This is a genomic window from Pseudomonas sp. NPDC088322 (assembly GCF_044740745.1).
In the GTDB taxonomy this organism is placed as follows: Bacteria; Pseudomonadota; Gammaproteobacteria; order Pseudomonadales; family Pseudomonadaceae; genus Aquipseudomonas; species Aquipseudomonas shirazensis.
The window spans coordinates 68,291-86,601 of record NZ_JBIURK010000003.1; the positions used below are offsets into that span (position 1 = coordinate 68,291).

Genomic DNA, 18,311 nt, shown 5'->3' on the forward strand with positions numbered 1-18,311 from the left:
TTGTGCTTCGCCACACCCGCTAAGAAAGGATCTCGTCTTGCGTCGGCTTCGGATTGCCCTTGCCCTGTTCGTCAGCTTACTGACCCTGCTCTGCCTGCCGCCGGCCTCGGCCGAGCAAGGTGGTGGCTGGTCGCTGCTGCTCGATGAACAGGCCAACCTGCAACTGAGCGACGTACGCTCCGAACGCTACCGCAACCAATTCAGTCCCCTCCAACTCAACGAGCTGGAGGCTGCCGAGCCTGATCAAGCGCTCTGGCTGCACTACCGGCTGGAACCGGATGACCAGCAACGCCTGCTGCGCATCTTCGCTCCCGACCTGTCCCGCCTCGATCTGTACGTGCTCAACGGTGACAAACTGCTGCGCCAGCGCCACCATGGTCCGCAGGCCAACACCGGCAGCGAGCCGACCCTGCTCGGCAGTGACCACTTGCTGACTTTACCCAACAGCAGCCAGCCACTGGACGTCTACCTGCACCTGGTCTCGGAACACCAACTGCGCCCAGCCATCAGCCTGCTGTCTGCTGCCGAGGCTGCGGGCGACCAACACTTGCTGCTGTTGTTCGGCCTGTTGTTCGGCGGTCTGGTCATGCTGATCCTGCACAACGTGATCCGCTTCCTCTACGTGCGCTCGAGCACCACCCTGATTCTTGCCCTTTACCACGGCCTGATGCTGCTCAGCGCGCTGATCCTGCTCAACCTCAGCGGGCCCTGGTGGCACGTCTGGCACAGTGCGCAAACGCCTGCCGCCTACCTGACCCTGGTCATGGCCGGGCTGGCCGGTCTGTACTTCACCCAGCACTTTTTCAGTACCGGCAATTCGCCGCGGCTGAATCGGCTGTTGCAGGGCGAGATGCTGTTGGTTGGCGTCAGTAGCCTGATCCTGCTGTTCGTCGACACCCTGCCGCTCAACCTGATGACCTACGCCCTGCTCGCGATTGGCAGCGCAAGCATGCTGCTGGTCAGCAGCTATCACTGGTACAAGGGCTACAGCCCGGCACGTTTGTTCGCCTTGGCAATGCTGGTGTACAACCTCGGCGGGCTGGTGTTGCTGCCAGCGTTGCTCGGCCTGACCCGCACGCCGACGCCATGGTTGCTGTGCATTCTGCTGGCACTGACGGTAAGCAGCGGCCTGCTGCTCAACCTGGCAGTGAGTGAACGCTTGCGACGCATCAATGAGGACCGCTTCCGTGCCAGCCGCGCGCTGGCAGCCAGCGACGCCGAGCTCAACGCCAAGGCCGAGTTCCTGGCCAAGATCAGCCATGAAATCCGCACACCGATGAACGGCGTGCTGGGCATGACCGAGCTGTTGCTGGGCACGCCGCTGTCGGTCAAGCAGCGCGACTACGTGCAGACCATCCACAGCGCCGGCAACGAGCTGCTGACCTTGATCAACGAGATCCTCGACATCTCCAAGCTGGAGTCGCGGCAGATCGAGCTGGACGATGTGCAGTTCGACCTCAACGCCTTGATCGAAGATTGCCTGAATATCTTTCGGGCCAAGGCCGAACAACGCAACATCGAGCTGATCAGCTTTACCCAACCGCAAGTCCCGCGGGTCATCAGCGGCGACCCAACGCGCTTGCGTCAGGCCCTTTCCAGCCTGCTGGAAAACGCGCTGAAAAATACCGAGCAGGGGGAAATCCTGCTGGTGGTGGCACTGGATCAACGCGGCGAGCTGCCGCGTTTGCGCATTGCCGTCCAAGACAGCGGCAGTGCCATGCCACCGGCCGAGCGCGAAGCCTTGCTGCAGGCCGAGCTACACAGCCATCAGTTTCTTTCCAGCAACAAGCTCGGTGGCCATCTCGGGCTGGTGATCGCCAAACAATTGATTGGCCTGATGCAGGGCGAATTCGGCATCAAGAGCAGCAGCAACATGGGTAACACGCTGTGGTTGACCCTGCCGCTCGACCCGTCGCGTCTGGAGCAGCCACCGGCCGACCTGGACGGCCCGCTGCGCGACGCACGAGTATTGGTGGTCGACGATAACGATACCTGTCGCAAGGTCCTGGTACAGCAATGCAGTGCCTGGGGGATGAATGTCAGCGCCGTGCCGTCGGGCAAGGAAGCGCTCGCCCTGCTGCGCACCAAGGCGCACCTGCGCGACTACTTCGACGCGGTCCTGCTCGACCAGAACATGCCCGGCATGACCGGCATGCAACTGGCAGCCAAGATCAAGGAAGACCCAAGCCTCAACCACGACATCCTGGTGGTGATGCTGACCGGCATCAGCAACGCCCCGAGCAAGGTCATCGCGCGCAACGCCGGGGTCAAGCGCATCCTCGCCAAGCCGGTGGCCGGCTACACCTTGAAAACCACCCTCGCTGAAGAGCTGGCCCAGCGCGGGCGTGAGCAGGCCAGCCCGCCGACAGCGCTCGGCGTGCCGCCGGCGACACTGGAAGTTCCAGCCGACTTCCACGTGCTGGTTGCCGAAGACAACAGCATTTCGACCAAGGTCATCCGCGGCATGCTCGGCAAGCTCAACCTCGAACCTGATACCGCCAGCAATGGCGAGGAGGCCCTGCAGGCCATGCAGGCTCGTCGCTACGATCTGGTCTTGATGGATTGCGAGATGCCCGTGCTGGATGGATTCTCAGCGACCATTCGCCTGCGCGAGTGGGAGGCGGCCAACCAGCGCCAGCGCACGCCGGTTGTCGCGCTGACCGCCCACATCCTCAGCGAGCACAAGGAACGTGCACGCCTGGCCGGTATGGACGGCCACATGGCCAAGCCGGTCGAGCTGTCGCAACTGCGCGAACTGGTCCAGTACTGGGCCGGGCAGCGCGAGGCGAGAGCCGCTGAGGTGGATGCATCATGACCGGCAGCGCTGAGTGCAGCCGGGCAAAGCTCAAACCCACCGCCTGAGCGGCTGATACACTTGCCGCACCCATCCCATCGCCATGGATCCTGGCCATGCTTCATGAGTTGTTCAGCGTTTACCTGAAGATGCTCGTGCTCTACAGCCCGTTCTTCGTGCTGTCCTGCTTCATCAGCCTGACCCGCGGCCACTCCAGCAAGGAGCGCAAGCAGCTGGCCTGGCGCGTGGCGATTGCCGTGCTCATTGCCAGCGTGCTGTTGTACCTGTTTGGCCGGGTGATCTTCGGCGTGTTCGGCATCACTGCCGACGCCTTTCGTATCGGTGCCGGCAGTGTGTTGTTCATTTCTGCGCTGAGCATGGCCCAGGGCAAGCCGGCGGTGCAGAGCGACAACGTACAGCAGGACGTAACCATCGTACCGCTGACCATCCCGCTGACCGTCGGCCCCGGCACCATCGGTGCGCTGCTGGTGATGGGCGTCAGCCAGCCGCACTGGGATGACAAGCTACTGGCAATCGTCAGTATTGCTCTGGCCAGTTTCACTGTCGGCCTGGTGCTGTACCTCTCGCACGGTATCGAACGAATCCTGGGTGACCAGGGCTTGCAGATCGTCAGCCGCTTGATGGGGCTGTTCGTCTGTGCCCTGGCTGCGCAGATCATCTTTACCGGGATCAAGGGCTACTTGCTTAACTAGATCTGGTACTCGTGGATACTCAGTCGCGCCTGCTCTACCGTGCTGGCAAGAACCTTGGGCAGGTGCGTGTCCATGAATGCTCGGACATTGAACCGCACCAGCTCGGCAGAGACTTTATGGTAGCTACGCTTGCGCTCCATGAAGCCGGTCGCGAAGCGAGTCTTCTTGTCAGTCTCGAAGTACAGCACCATGTCGACTCGACCGTTACCGGCCGGCGAACAAGGAAGAAATTGCAGGCACTGTCGCTCGGCGGCCTGTCGCTCGAAGGTACCCAGGGTGGCCGGGCTGGCCATCAACCGGCGCAGGGCAAGATCGGTGGACTCGGCAAAGTGCTCACCTGCCGTGGCGGCAATGGTCTGAAGCGCTTTGTCCACCAGCTTTGACCGTTGATCCGTCGGCCAATGTATGTCCTCTGGCGCAACCGCATCCCACCCCATGAACTTTAGCTGGTTACGAAAGTAGCCCAACCAGTCCTCGACCAGACCCTCATTGAACACGCTCAGGGTGGCGCGCTCGGCCAAGGCAACCGCCGTCTTTACCGCGTCGCACTGCTGTCCATCAAGACCGGGCAGGAAGCTCACAATCGACGAGCCGATTACCGCTGCTTGGGTATTTGCCATCACATCCTCCTGTTCTGCGTGGGCAGTTCGAGCACATAGGCGTGTTCATGCTGTTTCTTGTCCATCAACATGCGTAACTGGCTGCGTTTTGTTTCAAAGGACTGCGCGTCGCACAGCAGTGAGAGGCAGCGCAGTTGGACCTCCGCCGGCAACGTCGCGATTTCGCTCAGGCTGGGCTGCTCGGCTGCCTCGACAGCGGCCGTGGACTGCCAGCTCAGGCTGCACAGATGCAGACGCATGTCCGCGTCCATCAGGCCGATTTCCAGCTTTGCCAAATGCCCGTCTGCAGTGTCCGAGCGGATGAAACCTTGCAGCTGCCGCAGCCCATCTGGGTGCTCGCGCAAGCTTTCGAAGACGCTGCGCAAGACCTGACCGCCATCGATGCCTGCCTGCCCGAACCACGCTTGAAGCGCTGGAGAGATGGCCAGCCCGGCGACGCCCGGAACACTCTGCTCATCGTGCGCCTGACTGGTCACGAGCCAGCCCAGCTCTGCATACACTGCTCGATAAGCGCGGTCCCAGGTGGCCGGCTCGGTAAAGCGATTGCCCGCACGCTTGTTCGCGACCAGCTGCGCGTAGAGCGTGCTATCAATGGCTGCCTGACGCTGCGATGGGCTGATCTGTGGATCAATCAACAACACTGTCCCGGCGACCAGCACCAGGGCGTGATTCTGTATTTGCATGGGATGCCTGCTGCCTGCAAGTCGTTGGAATGACGGCGAAGCATGTCGCCGTCAGCCTGCTCAGATCTCGTACTCGAGAATGTCTTCAACACTGCGCACGCCGAGCTTGGTCTCGATGTGCTCACGTACGCGGTCGTAGATCATTCGGTTGAACGACAACACCGCGCTGCCGGCGTAGTACTCCGAGGAAGTAATGTTCCATTCCACGCCGAGCAGGTCAGTGTTGGACTCGGGCGCTGCGGCGTTGACGCAGCTCATCACCAGCACCACCTCACCTTCGGGCGTTTCCATGCACGCACCCAGCCCGACCATGCCGCTGCGCTTATTCTTTCGATCGCTGATGAAGATCCGCTTTTCGCTATCGATCGAACCGAGCTTGTCGATCGCTTTCTGGGCCAGCTTGCTAAACGCCTCACCAACAGGCCCGCCCAGCGCAGCAGCACCGGCAGCGGACATCACGCGAAACACCACTGCGCCGACGGTAACCGTTACCGAAGATGCCGTTTCGAGTTCGAAACTGCGGCGCGCGGCGACAAACCCGCAATCCTGCATGGCCTTCAGAAACTGGTCGTACCAGGCCTTACTTTGAATTTGTGGGTCATACAGTTTATCGGCCACCAATGTGGCGAAGTGGAAGGCATTCTTGACGTCGTTACGGCTTTGCTGGGTCATCCCGGCACCGCAGGCGAGCAGTGAATCCTGGACCAGGACGGCGGTGTTGGTGCTCGCAATATCGTTGCTGTCAGACATGAATAAATCCTTGGTGGTAGCCCCTGTGATTCAGGGATTACCACCCTATGCGCAGGCCTTCGGGGAAGGAGCGCTGAAGGATTTCCTCAACACCTCAGTTGGCCGCTGGGTACCACCGCGGGGTGTAGACCCAGGTGCCACCGTCGGCACGCGGCAATGTGCAGGTTGTCGAAGACCCGACCAGCACCATGGTGCGCATGTCGACCATTTCTGGCAGCAGTTCGGCCAGTGTGACTACGCGCAGCGTCTGCCCTGGCCTGCCAATATCGCGACCAAGGACTACCGGCGTAGCGCCTGAGCGATGACGGCGCACGACGTCCAGCGCTACACCCAATTGCCAGGGTCTGGCTTTCGAAATCGGGTTATAGAACGCCAGCACCAGATCAGCCTGGGCGGCAAGGTCCAGGCGTGTCTCGATAATCGACCAGGGTTTGAGGTTGTCCGACAGCGACATTACGCAGAAGTCATGGCCCAACGGTGCACCTGCCTGCGCAGCAGTCGCCAGCGACGCCGAGACGCCTGGGAGGATCTGCAGATCAACCTGATGCCAGGCCGGGTCAGTCGACTCGTGCAAGGCCTCGAGCACGGCGGCGGCCATGGCGAACACGCCGGGATCACCCGACGACACCACCACGACCGAACGGCCCTGTGCGGCCAGCTCAAAGGCATGCCGGGCGCGCTGCATCTCCTCGCGGTTGTCGGTGTTGTGCAGCACCTGATCCGGGCGGAACGGGCCAGCCATACGCACGTAGGTTTCGTAACCGAGCACATCCTCGGCCAGGCTCAGTTCACGCTTGACTGCAGGCACCATCAATTCGGCGGCGCCGGGGCCGAGGCCGATCACTGCCAGCCGGCCACGACCGCGACCGACCTGGGCAGGGTCGATGGGCGCGCTGGCAACTGCCACCAACAACCCCGAGTGTTCACTCAAGCGGGCGCCAGGCACGCTCTGTTCGACCATCTCGGCCAGGCTCACTGCCGGCGCGGCAAAGCGCAGTGCGACACCGAGTTGCTGCGCCGCCTGGTGCAGACCCGGCAGGGCCATGTGCTGGTCACTGGCAAGCAGGCACGCCAGCGCTGGCTCGGCAATATTGGCCGCGCGCAGGGCCGCGCGCACGTGTTCGGCAAGCTCGGCAGACTCGGCACTGACGGCGACCAGCACCGAACGTGGATGGATCAGCAGTTCGTCACGGCTGGCGGGGCGCGCTTCGCAGCCCACGTGAATGGTTCGTTGCGCTGCCGCATCGGCGGGCAGTTGCGCCTGCGCAAGCCACGGCGCATCACCCTCGATACGGACACTCTGACCGGCCAGCAGGTCGGAGACAAAGCGCTTGCCCTGCTCCAGATCTGCCAAGGCATAGCCAACCGGCGGATTGAGCAGGCAGGTGCCGAAACGCAGTTCACCACTCGTGGTGATCGCGGCAGCGACCGACAACGCCGCGCCGATCTCGCGCGCCATCACGTTGACCCCGCCGAGACCGCCGAGCAACGGCACCACGGCACTGCCATCTTCGGCGACCACCAGTACCGGTGGCTCGACATCCTTGTCGCTGAGCACACTGGCCAGGCTGCGAATGACGATGCCAGCGGCGCACAGGGCAATGATCGGCGTGTCTTGCAGATACAGCTCGCGCAAGGTGCTGCCAAATGACTCATAGCCACTGTCGGCGCCCGCGACCCGGCCATTCAGGCCATGGATGCTGGCCTCGGGATACAGTTGCTGGAGGCGCTGCGCAGTAGCCAGGCTGGCCTGGCCGAGGATGATGATGGCCGGCGCTTTGCGTAGGTTCAGCCCTGCCATTTTTCACCCGGCACGATGATCAGCGAAAAGTAGGGCGAAGACTGCGGATCGACCGCGTCCAGCGCAACGATTTTCTGATTGGCCATGGTCGCACGCTCAACGTACAGCGCGCGCTGGTCCAGGCCCAACTCGGCCAGCACCTGGCGCACCTTGGGGAAGTTGCGCCCCAGTTTCATGATCACCGCCGCATCGGCGTCGGCCAGCCGCCGCTTGAGCTCTTCGGCAGGCAACACACCGGACAATACGGTCAGGGTCTGGTTGCGGTAGACCAGCGGCGCGCCGAGCACCGAGGCGCCACCGAGCATCGAACAGACACCAGGAATCACCTCGGCGTCATAGCGCTGCGCCAGGCGGTCGTGCAGGTACATGTACGATCCGTAGAAGAACGGATCACCTTCGCAGATCACCGCTACATCACGCCCGGCGTCCAGATGCGCGGCCACTTGCTCGCCGGCCTCATCGTAGAAATCACTGATGACCTGTTCGTAGGACAGCGGCGCAGGCAGCGCTTCGGTAGTGACCGGATACACCAGTGGCAGCAAGGTCTGCTGCGGCTGCAAATGCGCTTCGATGATGCCGAAGGCGTTGCCGCGCTTACCCTTGGCCACAAAGTAAGCCACCACCGGCGCCTCGCGCAGCAGGCGCAAGGCCTTGACGGTGATCAGTTCCGGGTCGCCAGGGCCAACGCCGAGGCCAAGCAGTCGTCCGCGTGGCGTCATCATTCGACCTCCGTGGCCAGCGCGTTGACGGCGGCGGCGGCCATCGCGCTACCGCCCAGACGGCCCTGCATGATCACGAACGGCACGCCACGGCTGTCGGCGGCGAGCATCGCCTTGGACTCGGCCGCGCCGACGAAGCCCACCGGGAAGCCGAGAATCAGCGCCGGTTTCGGCGCGCCCGCGTCGATCATCTCAAGCAGGTAGAACAGCGCCGTCGGTGCATTGCCGATCACCACCACGCTGCCTTCCAGGTGTTCGCGCCACAGCTCCAGGGCCACTGCCGAACGGGTATTGCCCTGCTCCTTGGCCAGTGCCGGCACACTTGGATCGCGCAGGGTGCAGATCACTTGGTTGTTGGCTGGCAGCCGCGCACGGGTGATGCCTTCGGCAACCATGTGCGCGTCACACAGGATCGGCGCGCCTTTGGCCAGCGCTGCGCGCCCGGCAGCGCCGGCACCTGCGGAGAACTGCAGACCATCGATTGCCTCGACCATGCCGCAGGCGTGAATCACCCGCACCGCGAGCTTTTCCAGATCGGCAGGAATCCGCTCCAGGCGGGCCTCATCGCGGATGATCCGGAAGGAATTGCGATAGATCTCCTGACCATCGCGAATGTAGTCAATCATCAAGGTGCTCCGTGGGCAGGTCGAGCATGGCGCCTGCTGCTTTCAAGGTAAGGTCGGTCGCGCGCAGGGCACCAAAGCCGGGCTGCTGCGCGTCACGCAAATAAAGGTCGTAGCGGCCCGGCGAACGGGCCAGCAAGGTCGCCGGGGCGACATGGGCCACAGCGCAGGAGCGCGGGCAGCCGCTGAGGTGCACGCTGGCCGGTGCGCCGGGCGCAATCAGCGCGGCGAGCTGGACGGCATCGGCCTTGGTCTCGGCCAGTGCCTTGGCACAACCGCTGGCGCCGCTGCAGGCGGTCACTCGTGCCAGTGGCTCGCGGCTGGAGCAGACCAGGCCGAACGCCTGCAACTGGGCCTGGGCGGCCTGCAATTGACTTGGTGCGATGCTGCTCAACACCAGGCTCTGCCAGGGACTCAGGTGCAATTCACCGTCACCACTGACGCGCGCTACCTGGGCGGCGCCACGCAGCATCGCCGGGGTCAAGCGGCCCAGCGGTGGGGCAACGCCAAGCGCAGTGCCCTGGGCTTGCGCCAGCGGCCCGAGCCAGTTGGCGCAGGCCTTGGCCCGTCGCCACTGGAGCACTGGCGGGTCGCGCCGCAGCTCGATGCCGAGGCCTTCGATGAAATGCTCGACCGGGCAGGTCTGCAGCAACTGGCGCATGCGCGACTGCTCGGCACTGGCCAGCTCGAGAAAGCGCTCCAGCACCGCCCGGGTCAGCGCCAGCCCAGCGCCCAACGGCACCGCGCCCAGCGGCTGATCGGTGCTTGGGCAACCGGCCAGACCGAAGGCCAGCCAGGTTTGCTGCTCCAGTTGCAGCGGCGACAGCCACAGGTCATGCGGGTGTTCGAGCATGGCCAGGTGCTCACCGCCATCCAACTGCACGGCAAACTTGGCCGAAAGTTGATGCAGATGCGGCGTGCTTTCGAGCATCTCGAGGATCTGCCCGGCCAGCGGCCGGGTATCCAGCAGCATGGCCGGATCGCGCCCGGCCAGCGGGCTCAGCATCAGGTTGCGGACATCGTCGCCAGCCGCCTGGCGCGGGCCAAGGCCAGCCGCCAGCAAATGCTCGATCAGCGCGGCGTGCTGCGCGCCGACCCCGCGAATCTGCAGATTGCCTCGGTTGGTAGCCTCGATCACACCGCCGGCAAAGCGCTCGGCAGCCTCGGCCACAGCGTCGGCCTGATCGGCCAGCAGCAGGCCACCCGCCAGCTTGATCCGGCAGATGCCGCCATCGCGGGCGGCGACGATGCGCCACAACCCCGGGCAGGCCGAGGGGCGGGGCGAAACGGCAGGGTCAAGGGGCGGGTTCAAGAAGGCATCCGGCAATCGTCAAAGTGCGCTTGAGTGTAGAAGGCGCGGTATTATGCCTGCTTTGCTCGACGGCATGAAAAACCGGCGGTCGAAGATCGTGTGAATTTGCGGCCGTTGTGGCCCACTCAAGCTTGATGAGGAAGCAGATGGCCCCCTGGCTGACAGTTGTAGGTATCGGTGAAGACGGTTTCAGCGGCCTGGGCAAACCTGCCCGGCGTGCCCTGCTGGCGGCTTCGCGGATCTTCGGCAGCCCGCGGCAGCTAGCGCTGTTGCCGCACTGTGTCAGCGCCGAGCAACTACCCTGGTCGAGCCCGTTCAGCCTGGAACCGGTGCTGGCGCTGCGCGGCGAGCCGGTATGCGTACTGGCCAGCGGCGACCCGATGTTCTTCGGCGTCGGCGCCAGCCTGGCGCGGCAGGTGCCAGCCGAGCAGTTGCGGGTTCTGTCGGCGCCATCGTCCTGCGCCCTGGCCGCTGCGCGCCTGGGCTGGCCACTGCAGGAGGTGCAGGTCGTGTCGCTGGTCGCCCGCCCGCTGGCCGCACTCAACGCCTACTGCTACACCGGCTTGCGCCTGCTGGTGCTGAGCAACGATGGCGACAGCCCGGCACAGATCGCTGCGCTGCTGCGCGACAAAGGCTTCGGCCCGAGCCGCTTGCAGGTGTTCGAACACCTTGGCGGGCCGCAGGAACGTCATGTGCAAGGCACGGCCGAAGACTGGCCACACAGTCAGCTGGCTGCGTTGAATGTGGTCGCCATCGAATGCCAGGCTGCAGCGGACACACCGCGCTTGTCACCTGCTGCCGGTTTACCGGACTCGGCCTTCGAACACGACGGCCAGCTGACCAAGCGCGATGTTCGCGCGATCACCCTCGCCCGCCTGGCACCGCAACCCGGCGCGCTGTTGTGGGATGTCGGCGCCGGCTGTGGTTCGATCGGCATCGAGTGGATGCGCGCCCACCCCAGCTGCCGTACCCTGGCGATCGAAGCCGATGCAGGCCGGCAAGCGTTGATCGAGCACAACCGCGACGCGCTTGGCGTGCCGGGGCTGCGCCTGATCCGCGGCAAGGCCCCGCAGGCGCTGGCCGAACTGGAGCGGCCCGACGCGATCTTCATTGGTGGCGGCGTCACCGGCGAAGGCATGCTCGGCCTGTGCTGGGAGCGCCTGCGCCCCGGTGGCCGGCTGGTAGCCAATGCCGTCACCCTGCAAAGCGAAATGGCCCTTGCCCAGTTTCGCGAAGCGCACGGCGGCGAGCTGACCCGCATCCACATTGCCCACACGCAACCGCTGGGCAACTTCGACACTTGGCGCCAGGCCTTGCCGATCACCTTGCTCGACGTAGTGAAAGCCCTGGATGCGTGAAGAAACCCGCGAACAACCCGCGCCCCTGCGCAGCGGCCTGACCACCGGCAGCTGCGCCACGGCAACCAGCCTCGCCGCCGCGCGCCTGCTGCTGAGCGGTGTCGACGCCGACGCGGTGCACATCACCCTGCCCAAGGGCAAGGTCGTGCAGATGCGCCTGGAGTTCTGCAGGCGTAACGGCGACTGCGCCGAGGCCGGCACCTTGAAGGACGCCGGCGACGACCCCGACGTGACCCACGGCGCCCTGCTCTACAGCCAGGTGCGCCTGCTCGCCACGCCCGGCGTGCGTTTTGTCGCGGGTGTCGGTGTCGGCACCGTAACCCGGCCCGGACTGGTACTGGCGGTCGGCGAGCCGGCCATCAACCCGGTACCGCGACGGATGATCAGCGAGCACCTGCAGCAACTGGCCAACGACTGTGGCTACAGCGGCGGTTTCGAGGTCACGGTGAACGTGCGTGACGGTGATCAGTTGGCCCTGAAAACCATGAACCCACGGCTGGGCATTCTCGGCGGGCTGTCGATTCTCGGCACCAGTGGTATCGTCCGGCCGTTCTCCTGCGCGGCCTACATCGCCTCGATCCAGCAAGGCATCGATGTCGCCCACAGCAACGGCTACACGCACGTCGCTGCCTGCACCGGCAATGCCAGCGAAGACACCATGCGCCGGGTCTACAACCTGCCGGAAATCGCCCTGATCGAGATGGGCGACTTTGTCGGTGCGGTGCTCAAGCACCTGCGCAAGGTGCCGATGGCGCGCCTGAGCCTGTGCGGCGGTTTCGGCAAGATCAGCAAGCTGGCTGCGGGCAACATGGACCTGCACAGCCGTCATTCCAGTATCGACCTGCCGCAGTTGGCCGGTTGGGCTCAAGCGCTGGGTGCCGATCAGTCGCTGCAGCAGGCGATCATCACCGCCAATACCAGCCAGCAGGCGCTGGCCCTGGCGCATGCCGCAGGCATCGCGCTGGGCGACGCAGTGTGTGCCCATGCCCGCGCCTTTGCCTGCAGCGTGGTGCCGGCGCAGGTGCAGGTCGAGGTGTTTGCCATCGACCGCCAGGGCGGCATCGTCGGCCGGGCGGGTGTGCAATGAGCGAGCGGATTCTGCTGCTTGGCGGTGTTACCGAAGCCTTGGCCATTGCCCGGCGGCTGGGCCCGCAGCATGTCTACAGTCTGGCCGGCGTCGGCCGCGTGCCGCAGGATCTGCCCTGCCAGCTACGGGTCGGCGGCTATGGTGGCGCCGAGGGCCTGGCGCAGTACCTGCGCGAAGCCGGCATCAGCTTGCTGATCGACGCGACCCATCCCTATGCGGCGCAGATCAGCGCCAATGCCGCGCAGGCTGCGCGCAGTGCCGGTGTGGCCTGCTGGGCACTGCGCCGCCCGGCCTGGCAGCCCCAGCCGGGAGATGACTGGCGCGAGGTGGCGGACTGGGCCGAGCTGGTCACGGCCCTCTCGCCGTTTGCCCGGCCACTGTTCACGCTGGGCCGCGAGCCCCTGGCTCATCTGCACGAAATACCCGAGCAGCAGTTCTGGACCTTGCGTGCCCTCGACAGCTACCCGGGCAATGACCGCTGCGAAGTCATCGCCGCCCGCGGGCCGTTCGCGCTGGCGGATGAGCGCGCATTGTTCGCCCGCCGCCAGATCGACGTGCTGGTCAGCAAGAACAGCGGCAGCGTCGCCACCGAGCCCAAGCTTGAGGTCGCCCGCGAGCTGGGCATACCGGTGCTGGTGCTCAAGCGCCCACTACTGCCGACAGTGGATCGTGAGTTTGCTCAGGTAGACACCTTGCTGGCCGCGCTGGGGCTTTGATCGCGCTGCTGGCGCCAGCGGGCAGGCTGGTAGAGAGATTTCCTGCACAGCTTTAGGAACCGTCTCAATGGCCACCATCCGGCCATCTGCCGTAAACTGCGCATTCCCCTCCTGGAAGGCCACCCATATGGAAATGCAATGGTGGATCTGGCTCGTCTTCGGCGTTGCCCTGATCCTGCTTGAACTGGTCCTGCCCACGTTCTTCATTCTCTGGTTCGGCATCGGCGCCGTGCTGGTGGCGCTGATCGCCCTGATCGCACCCAGCCTGCAACTGGACAGCCAGGTGCTGCTGTGGGTGCTGTTCTCGTCGGCCACTACCCTGCTCTGGTTCAAGCTGTTTCGCCGGAAAAAACCCGACGTGCGCTGGACTGCCGACAGCGTGATCGGCGAGGTCGGCCTGCTTACCGTGGCCGTCTCGGAGTTCCAGAAGGGCCGGGTGCGCTTCCAGAAGCCGATCCTCGGCAACGAGGAATGGGTGTGCATCGCCGACAGTGACATCGCCGCCGGCGAGCGCGTGCGCCTGACCGCCATCGAAGGCAACACCGCCCGGATCACCCGGGCCTGAATCCGTACTTAAAGGACGCTGCACCATGACCAGCCTAATCGTCGTCGCCTGCCTGGCACTGTTTGTTCTGATCACCGTATTCAAAGGGGTGCGCATCGTGCCCCAGGGCGAAGAGTGGATCGTCGAGCGCCTGGGCCGCTACCACAGCACGCTCAAGCCCGGCCTGAACATCCTCATCCCGTACATGGACGTGGTTGCCTATCGCCTGCCGACTAAGGACATCATCCTCGATGTCCAGCAACAGGAAATCATCACCAAGGACAACGCCGTCATCGTCGCCAACGCACTGTGCTTCGCCAAGGTAATCGACCCGCAGAAGGCCTCCTACGGCGTGCAGAACTTCTCGTTTGCCGTGACCAGCCTGACCATGACCTCGCTGCGGGCGATCGTCGGTGCCATGGACCTCGACGAAGCGCTGTCCAGCCGCGAGCAGATCAAGGCGCGCCTGCGCGAAGCGATGTCCGAGCAGACCGAAGACTGGGGCGTGACCGTGCGCTCGGTAGAAATCCAGGACATCAAGCCGTCGCCGAACATGCAGTTGGCGATGGAACGTCAGGCCGCCGCAGAGCGTGAGCGTAAAGCCGACGTGACCCGCGCCGAGGGTGCCAAGCAAGCGGCCGTACTGGAAGCCGAAGCGCGCCTGCAGTCGGCTCGGCTCGACGCAGAAGCGCAGATCAACCTGGCCGAAGCCTCGGCCCGAGCGATTACCCTGGTGCGCGAGGCGGTCGGCAGCGAGACCACTCCGGCCATGTACCTGCTTGGCGAGCGTTACATCGGTGCGATGGAAACCCTCGCTGCGAGCAACAATTCCAAGATCGTGGTGTTGCCGGCCGACCTGCAAGAAACAGTGCGCGGGCTGCTCGGGCGCAAGGCCTGATACACCGCCGCCCCGCTCAGGTCAGGGCGGCCATTGCACAGGCGCAGCTGCGGCACTTCACCGCACCGGGGTATTTTTACCTATACTGCGCCTTACAATAGCCACCACGATTCCTGACCGGATCTCTCCATGCCCCCACGTCGGCCCATCGCCTGGATCGCCTGCCTTGCAGTGCTGTTCAATCTGCTGGCCATGCCGCTGTCTTCCGCTGCGCCGAAAAGCGCGGCCGAGCAGCTGCTGTGGGGGGCGTTCTGCTCCAGCATGGGCGTCAAGCCCACGCCGGCAGTGCAGGCGCTGGCCAAGATCGACCTCGGCCCGCAAGGCGACGAGCACGCGAGCATGCAACATTGCTGGTGCTGCTCAGGCGGCCTGACGCTGCTGGCCTTGCCTGGGCATCCGCCGCAGTTGCACATCCCTGTCGCCATGGACAACGGCACTGCGAGCATTCTTGCCAGCTACCAACCGACGCCGCGCCAGTTATGGCCTGCGCTCAATCCGCGCGCCTCTCCTCTGACCTGAGTTACAGCCGCCCCGCGCCCTGAACCTGTCCAGATCGGAGATTTCCCCATGCTCAAGCAAGCCCTCGTCGTGGCCGCCCTGTTGCTGCCTGGCGCATTCGCCAATGCCCATGAATACACTCAGGGTAACCTGCACATCGCCCACCCGTGGTCACTGCAGCTGCCGCCCAATGCGCCCAACGTGGCGGCGTATTTCACCGTGCACAACAGTGGCAGCAGCGACGACCGCCTGCTCAGCGTCGACAGCCCGATCAGTGATGACGCGCAGCTGCATGAGCACGCCATGAACGCAGCAGGCCTGATGAAAATGCAGCAGGTCGACGGCGTGACCATCCCCGCCGGCAAGGACCTGCTGTTCGCCCCCAGCGCCTACCACGTGATGCTGATGCAGCCCAAGGACCGCAGCCTGCTCACCGACGGCAAGCGCTTCCCGCTGACCCTGCACTTCGAGAAAGCCGGCGATATCACCGTGCAAGTGGCTGTCCAGAAGCAGCCGCCGGCCGACCAGCCGCAACAGCAACACGCGCACTGACCGCTGACAGGCGCCAGCCGTGAACGTGCTGGGCAAACACAGCTACCGCCGTACCACCCGCCCTGCTCGCAGGCGCGCCGGTGGCGGCTGGCTGAGCCTGTTTGCCATGTGGATGATCTTCATCGGGCCGCTGATTTCTCAGTCGATGCCGATGGAGCACCACACGGGCATGAGCATGAGCATGTCCAGCGACATGGCCATGAACATGCCCATGCCCGCCAGCCATGCCCACGCCGACAGCAAGCACCACCACAACCACAGCGATGACGCCGAGCTGCACGCGCTGTGGGCCAAGTGCGGCTATTGCACCCTGCTGTTCAACTGCCCGGCGCTGCCGCAGAGCTTCAGCCCGCTCAACGCCAGCCGCGTTCCACCTGCCCCGCCCCCGCCAAGCGCCACCCGCCACGGCCACGCGCGCCAGGCGATTTTCCCCGGCGCCCGCAGCCGGGCGCCACCTGCCCAGTCGATCTACGTCTGAACATCCATTGACCGCACGCAGCCAGGAGGCTGTGCGCTCATATTCGACTGATCGACTGGAATCACTATGTCCGGCTGCATCCCCGTTTTCACTCTTTCCCTGCGCGGCACTATCGCCGTGCTCTGCGGCTCGCTGCTGAGCCCCTTGGCTATCGCCGCCGACAGCGGCCATGTTGGCCACGACCACGACGCCGCCGAGCTGAGCCCGACGGTAATCACCGCCGTCGCCCCCAGCTCGCCGCTGACCATCGTCACCAACCCCAAGGACCCGCGCCAACCAGTGCCGGCCAGTGATGGTGCCGACTACCTGAAGACCATCCCCGGCTTCTCGGCGATCCGCGCTGGCGGCACCAACGGCGATCCGGTGTTGCGCGGCATGTTCGGCTCGCGCCTGAACATCCTCACCAATGGCGGCCAGATGCTCGGCGCCTGCCCCAACCGGATGGACGCGCCAACCTCGTACATCTCGCCGGAAACCTACGACCGCCTTACCGTGATCAAAGGCCCGCAAACTGTGATCTGGGGCCCCGGCGGCTCGGCCGGGACGATCCTCTTCGAACGCGAGCCAGAGCAGTTCGGCGAGCTTGGCAGCCGAGTCAACGCCAGCCTGCTGGCCGGCTCCAATGGCCGCTTCGACAAGCTGCTCGACGTCGCCGCCGGCAACAGCGAGGCGTATGCGCGCTTCGTCGGCAACCAGTCACGCTCGGATGACTACCGCGACGGCAACGGCGACAGCGTGCCGTCGCGCTGGGACAAGTGGAACGGCGACGTCAGCCTCGGCTGGACGCCGGATGCCGACACCCTGCTCGAGCTCACCGCCGGCAAAGGTGACGGCGAAGCCCGGTACGCCGGGCGCGGCATGGACGGCTCGCAGTTCAAGCGCGAAAGCCTGGGCCTGCGCTTCGAAAAATCCAACCTCGGCGAGGTGCTCGACAAGATCGAGGCGCAGGTCTACTACAACTACGCCGACCACGTGATGGACAACTACAGCCTGCGCACCCCATCCGGCAGCGGCATGATGGGCATGCCGATGGTCGCCAACGTCGACCGGCGCACCCTCGGCGCGCGGATCAAGGCCACCTGGCGTTGGGCCGATGTGCAATTGATCAACGGTATCGATGCGCAAAGCAGCGAGCACCGCCAGCGCAGCGGCATGGGCGTCGACGCGCACCGTGGCCAGCCGTGGAGCAAGGATGCCGAGTTCCACAACTACGGTGTGTTCGCCGAGCTGACCTGGTACGCGAGCGGCGAAGACCGATTGATCAGCGGTGCCCGCCTTGACCGCGCTTCGGCGCGCGATCTGCGCAGCGACCAGGCCACCGCCGGCAACACTCGCGCCGATACCCTGCCCAGCGGCTTTGTCCGCTATGAGCATGACCTCAGCGCGCTGTCGGCCACCACCTACATCGGCCTTGGCCATGCGCAACGCTTCCCGGATTACTGGGAGCTGTTCTCGGCCGACGGCCCGGCCGGTGCGCGCAACGCCTTCGACGCGATCAAACCGGAGAAAACCACCCAGCTCGACTTCGGCATCCAGTACCGTGACGAGCGCCTGCAAGCCTGGGCCTCGGGCTATGTCGGGCAGATCAGCGACTACATTTTGTTCGACTACCAGACCGGCATGATGGGCATGAGCACCACCCAGGCGCAGAACATCGATGCGCGGATCATGGGCGGCGAGCTGGGCGCGGCGTACAAGCTGTCGGAAAACTGGAAGGCCGATGCGACCCTGGCATACGCTTGGGGCAAAAACAGCAGCGACGGCAAGGCACTGCCGCAGATGCCGCCACTGGAAAGCCGCCTGGGCCTGACCTACAGCCAGGATAACTGGAGCACCGGGGCATTGTGGCGGCTGGTCTCGGCGCAGAACCGCGTCGCTGAAAATCAGGGCAATGTGGTCGGCAAGGACTATGAAAAAAGCGCAGGCTTTGGCGTGTTCTCGCTCAACGGCGCCTACAAGGTCACGCGCAATCTCAAGCTCAGCGCCGGCGTCGACAACCTGTTCGACAAGGCTTACGCCGAGCACCTGAACCTGGCCGGCAACGCCGGTTTTGGTTACCCGGCGAACGATCCGCAGCCGGTGCCTGAACCTGGCCGGACCTTCTGGACCAAAGTCGATCTCAGCTTCTGACAATTACAACGGGCGCGGCCATGACCGCGCCCCTC

At 64.6% G+C, this 18,311-nt stretch carries 18 protein-coding genes; 11 read left to right on the forward strand and 7 right to left on the reverse strand.

Annotated elements, in window-relative coordinates; translation table 11 throughout:
* Positions 1-37 precede the first annotated feature (37 nt).
* Positions 38-2,815 carry a hybrid sensor histidine kinase/response regulator gene (locus ACIOAU_RS07945; protein ID WP_188035254.1) on the forward strand — a complete coding sequence of 926 codons (2,778 nt, stop codon included), beginning with the start codon at positions 38-40 and terminating at the stop codon, positions 2,813-2,815.
* Between the two features lie 95 nt (positions 2,816-2,910).
* Positions 2,911-3,507: a MarC family protein gene (locus tag ACIOAU_RS07950; RefSeq protein ID WP_101316065.1), complete on the forward strand. Its 597-nt coding sequence runs from the start codon at positions 2,911-2,913 to the stop codon at positions 3,505-3,507.
* Here the strand turns inward: ACIOAU_RS07950 and ACIOAU_RS07955 are convergent.
* From ACIOAU_RS07955 to cobG, 7 genes are all read right to left on the reverse strand, one after another.
* Entirely contained in the window at positions 3,504-4,127 is a 624-nt protein-coding gene (locus ACIOAU_RS07955; RefSeq protein WP_401181217.1) for a hypothetical protein, read from the reverse strand. The genes ACIOAU_RS07950 and ACIOAU_RS07955 overlap by 4 nt on opposite strands.
* Positions 4,127-4,810: a hypothetical protein gene (locus ACIOAU_RS07960; RefSeq protein ID WP_401181220.1), complete on the reverse strand. Its 684-nt coding sequence runs from the start codon at positions 4,808-4,810 to the stop codon at positions 4,127-4,129. The genes ACIOAU_RS07955 and ACIOAU_RS07960 overlap by 1 nt, the downstream gene beginning before the upstream one ends.
* Positions 4,811-4,870: 60 nt before the next feature.
* Entirely contained in the window at positions 4,871-5,560 is a 690-nt protein-coding gene (locus ACIOAU_RS07965; protein ID WP_259074332.1) for a hypothetical protein, read from the reverse strand.
* Between the two features lie 94 nt (positions 5,561-5,654).
* Positions 5,655-7,361 (reverse strand): precorrin-3B C(17)-methyltransferase, encoded by a 1,707-nt coding sequence (gene cobJ / locus ACIOAU_RS07970; protein WP_101316057.1) that lies wholly within the window; start codon positions 7,359-7,361, stop codon positions 5,655-5,657.
* The gene (locus tag ACIOAU_RS07975; protein ID WP_401181224.1) at positions 7,349-8,083 is read right to left on the reverse strand and encodes a precorrin-2 C(20)-methyltransferase; all 735 of its coding nucleotides are present in this window, start codon (positions 8,081-8,083) and stop codon (positions 7,349-7,351) included. The genes cobJ and ACIOAU_RS07975 overlap by 13 nt, the downstream gene beginning before the upstream one ends.
* Complete coding sequence (locus tag ACIOAU_RS07980) at positions 8,080-8,706, reverse strand: precorrin-8X methylmutase (RefSeq protein WP_401181227.1); 627 nt, start codon at positions 8,704-8,706, stop codon at positions 8,080-8,082. Before ACIOAU_RS07980 ends, ACIOAU_RS07975 begins: the two co-directional genes overlap by 4 nt.
* The gene (gene cobG / locus ACIOAU_RS07985) at positions 8,699-10,030 is read right to left on the reverse strand and encodes a precorrin-3B synthase (protein WP_401181230.1); all 1,332 of its coding nucleotides are present in this window, start codon (positions 10,028-10,030) and stop codon (positions 8,699-8,701) included. Before cobG ends, ACIOAU_RS07980 begins: the two co-directional genes overlap by 8 nt.
* A gap of 131 nt (positions 10,031-10,161) precedes the next feature.
* Between cobG and cbiE the strand changes: the two genes are divergently transcribed.
* The 9 genes from cbiE to ACIOAU_RS08030 all read left to right on the forward strand — a co-directional run bounded on the left by cbiE (position 10,162) and on the right by ACIOAU_RS08030 (position 18,276).
* Entirely contained in the window at positions 10,162-11,373 is a 1,212-nt protein-coding gene (cbiE, locus tag ACIOAU_RS07990) for a precorrin-6y C5,15-methyltransferase (decarboxylating) subunit CbiE (RefSeq protein WP_101316049.1), read from the forward strand.
* Positions 11,366-12,460, forward strand: coding sequence for a cobalt-precorrin-5B (C(1))-methyltransferase (locus ACIOAU_RS07995; RefSeq protein WP_150571355.1), 1,095 nt, complete (start codon positions 11,366-11,368; stop codon positions 12,458-12,460). Before cbiE ends, ACIOAU_RS07995 begins: the two co-directional genes overlap by 8 nt.
* Positions 12,457-13,176: a cobalt-precorrin-6A reductase gene (locus ACIOAU_RS08000; protein ID WP_101316045.1), complete on the forward strand. Its 720-nt coding sequence runs from the start codon at positions 12,457-12,459 to the stop codon at positions 13,174-13,176. The genes ACIOAU_RS07995 and ACIOAU_RS08000 overlap by 4 nt, the downstream gene beginning before the upstream one ends.
* Positions 13,177-13,303: 127 nt before the next feature.
* Positions 13,304-13,741 (forward strand): NfeD family protein, encoded by a 438-nt coding sequence (locus ACIOAU_RS08005; protein ID WP_150573858.1) that lies wholly within the window; start codon positions 13,304-13,306, stop codon positions 13,739-13,741.
* 25 nt (positions 13,742-13,766) lie between these two features.
* Entirely contained in the window at positions 13,767-14,618 is an 852-nt protein-coding gene (locus ACIOAU_RS08010) for an SPFH domain-containing protein (protein WP_101316041.1), read from the forward strand.
* Between the two features lie 129 nt (positions 14,619-14,747).
* Positions 14,748-15,137 carry a DUF2946 domain-containing protein gene (locus ACIOAU_RS08015; RefSeq protein WP_181089637.1) on the forward strand — a complete coding sequence of 130 codons (390 nt, stop codon included), beginning with the start codon at positions 14,748-14,750 and terminating at the stop codon, positions 15,135-15,137.
* A 48-nt stretch (positions 15,138-15,185) separates the two neighbouring features.
* Entirely contained in the window at positions 15,186-15,668 is a 483-nt protein-coding gene (locus ACIOAU_RS08020) for a copper chaperone PCu(A)C (protein ID WP_401181237.1), read from the forward strand.
* Positions 15,669-15,693: 25 nt separating this feature from the next.
* Positions 15,694-16,146 carry a DUF2946 domain-containing protein gene (locus ACIOAU_RS08025; protein ID WP_259075237.1) on the forward strand — a complete coding sequence of 151 codons (453 nt, stop codon included), beginning with the start codon at positions 15,694-15,696 and terminating at the stop codon, positions 16,144-16,146.
* Between the two features lie 66 nt (positions 16,147-16,212).
* A complete protein-coding gene (locus ACIOAU_RS08030) occupies positions 16,213-18,276 on the forward strand; it encodes a TonB-dependent copper receptor (protein ID WP_401181240.1) in 2,064 nt (687 codons plus the stop codon).
* Positions 18,277-18,311: the final 35 nt, after the last annotated feature.

Bases quoted from the DNA above. Each gene is read 5' to 3' on its own strand.
- ACIOAU_RS08020 (WP_401181237.1), top strand. From the start codon at position 15,186: ATGCTCAAGCAAGCCCTCGTCGTGGCCGCCCTGTTGCTGCCTGGCGCA.
- ACIOAU_RS08010 (WP_101316041.1), top strand. From the start codon at position 13,767: ATGACCAGCCTAATCGTCGTCGCCTGCCTGGCACTGTTTGTTCTGATC.
- ACIOAU_RS07975 (WP_401181224.1), bottom strand. From the start codon at position 8,083: ATGATGACGCCACGCGGACGACTGCTTGGCCTCGGCGTTGGCCCTGGC.
- ACIOAU_RS08015 (WP_181089637.1), top strand. From the start codon at position 14,748: ATGCCCCCACGTCGGCCCATCGCCTGGATCGCCTGCCTTGCAGTGCTG.
- cbiE (WP_101316049.1), top strand. From the start codon at position 10,162: ATGGCCCCCTGGCTGACAGTTGTAGGTATCGGTGAAGACGGTTTCAGC.
- cobJ (WP_101316057.1), bottom strand. From the start codon at position 7,361: ATGGCAGGGCTGAACCTACGCAAAGCGCCGGCCATCATCATCCTCGGC.
- ACIOAU_RS07980 (WP_401181227.1), bottom strand. From the start codon at position 8,706: ATGATTGACTACATTCGCGATGGTCAGGAGATCTATCGCAATTCCTTC.
- ACIOAU_RS07965 (WP_259074332.1), bottom strand. From the start codon at position 5,560: ATGTCTGACAGCAACGATATTGCGAGCACCAACACCGCCGTCCTGGTC.
- ACIOAU_RS07950 (WP_101316065.1), top strand. From the start codon at position 2,911: ATGCTTCATGAGTTGTTCAGCGTTTACCTGAAGATGCTCGTGCTCTAC.
- ACIOAU_RS08000 (WP_101316045.1), top strand. From the start codon at position 12,457: ATGAGCGAGCGGATTCTGCTGCTTGGCGGTGTTACCGAAGCCTTGGCC.
- ACIOAU_RS08030 (WP_401181240.1), top strand. From the start codon at position 16,213: ATGTCCGGCTGCATCCCCGTTTTCACTCTTTCCCTGCGCGGCACTATC.
- ACIOAU_RS07960 (WP_401181220.1), bottom strand. From the start codon at position 4,810: ATGCAAATACAGAATCACGCCCTGGTGCTGGTCGCCGGGACAGTGTTG.
- ACIOAU_RS08005 (WP_150573858.1), top strand. From the start codon at position 13,304: ATGGAAATGCAATGGTGGATCTGGCTCGTCTTCGGCGTTGCCCTGATC.
- ACIOAU_RS07995 (WP_150571355.1), top strand. From the start codon at position 11,366: ATGCGTGAAGAAACCCGCGAACAACCCGCGCCCCTGCGCAGCGGCCTG.
- ACIOAU_RS07955 (WP_401181217.1), bottom strand. From the start codon at position 4,127: ATGGCAAATACCCAAGCAGCGGTAATCGGCTCGTCGATTGTGAGCTTC.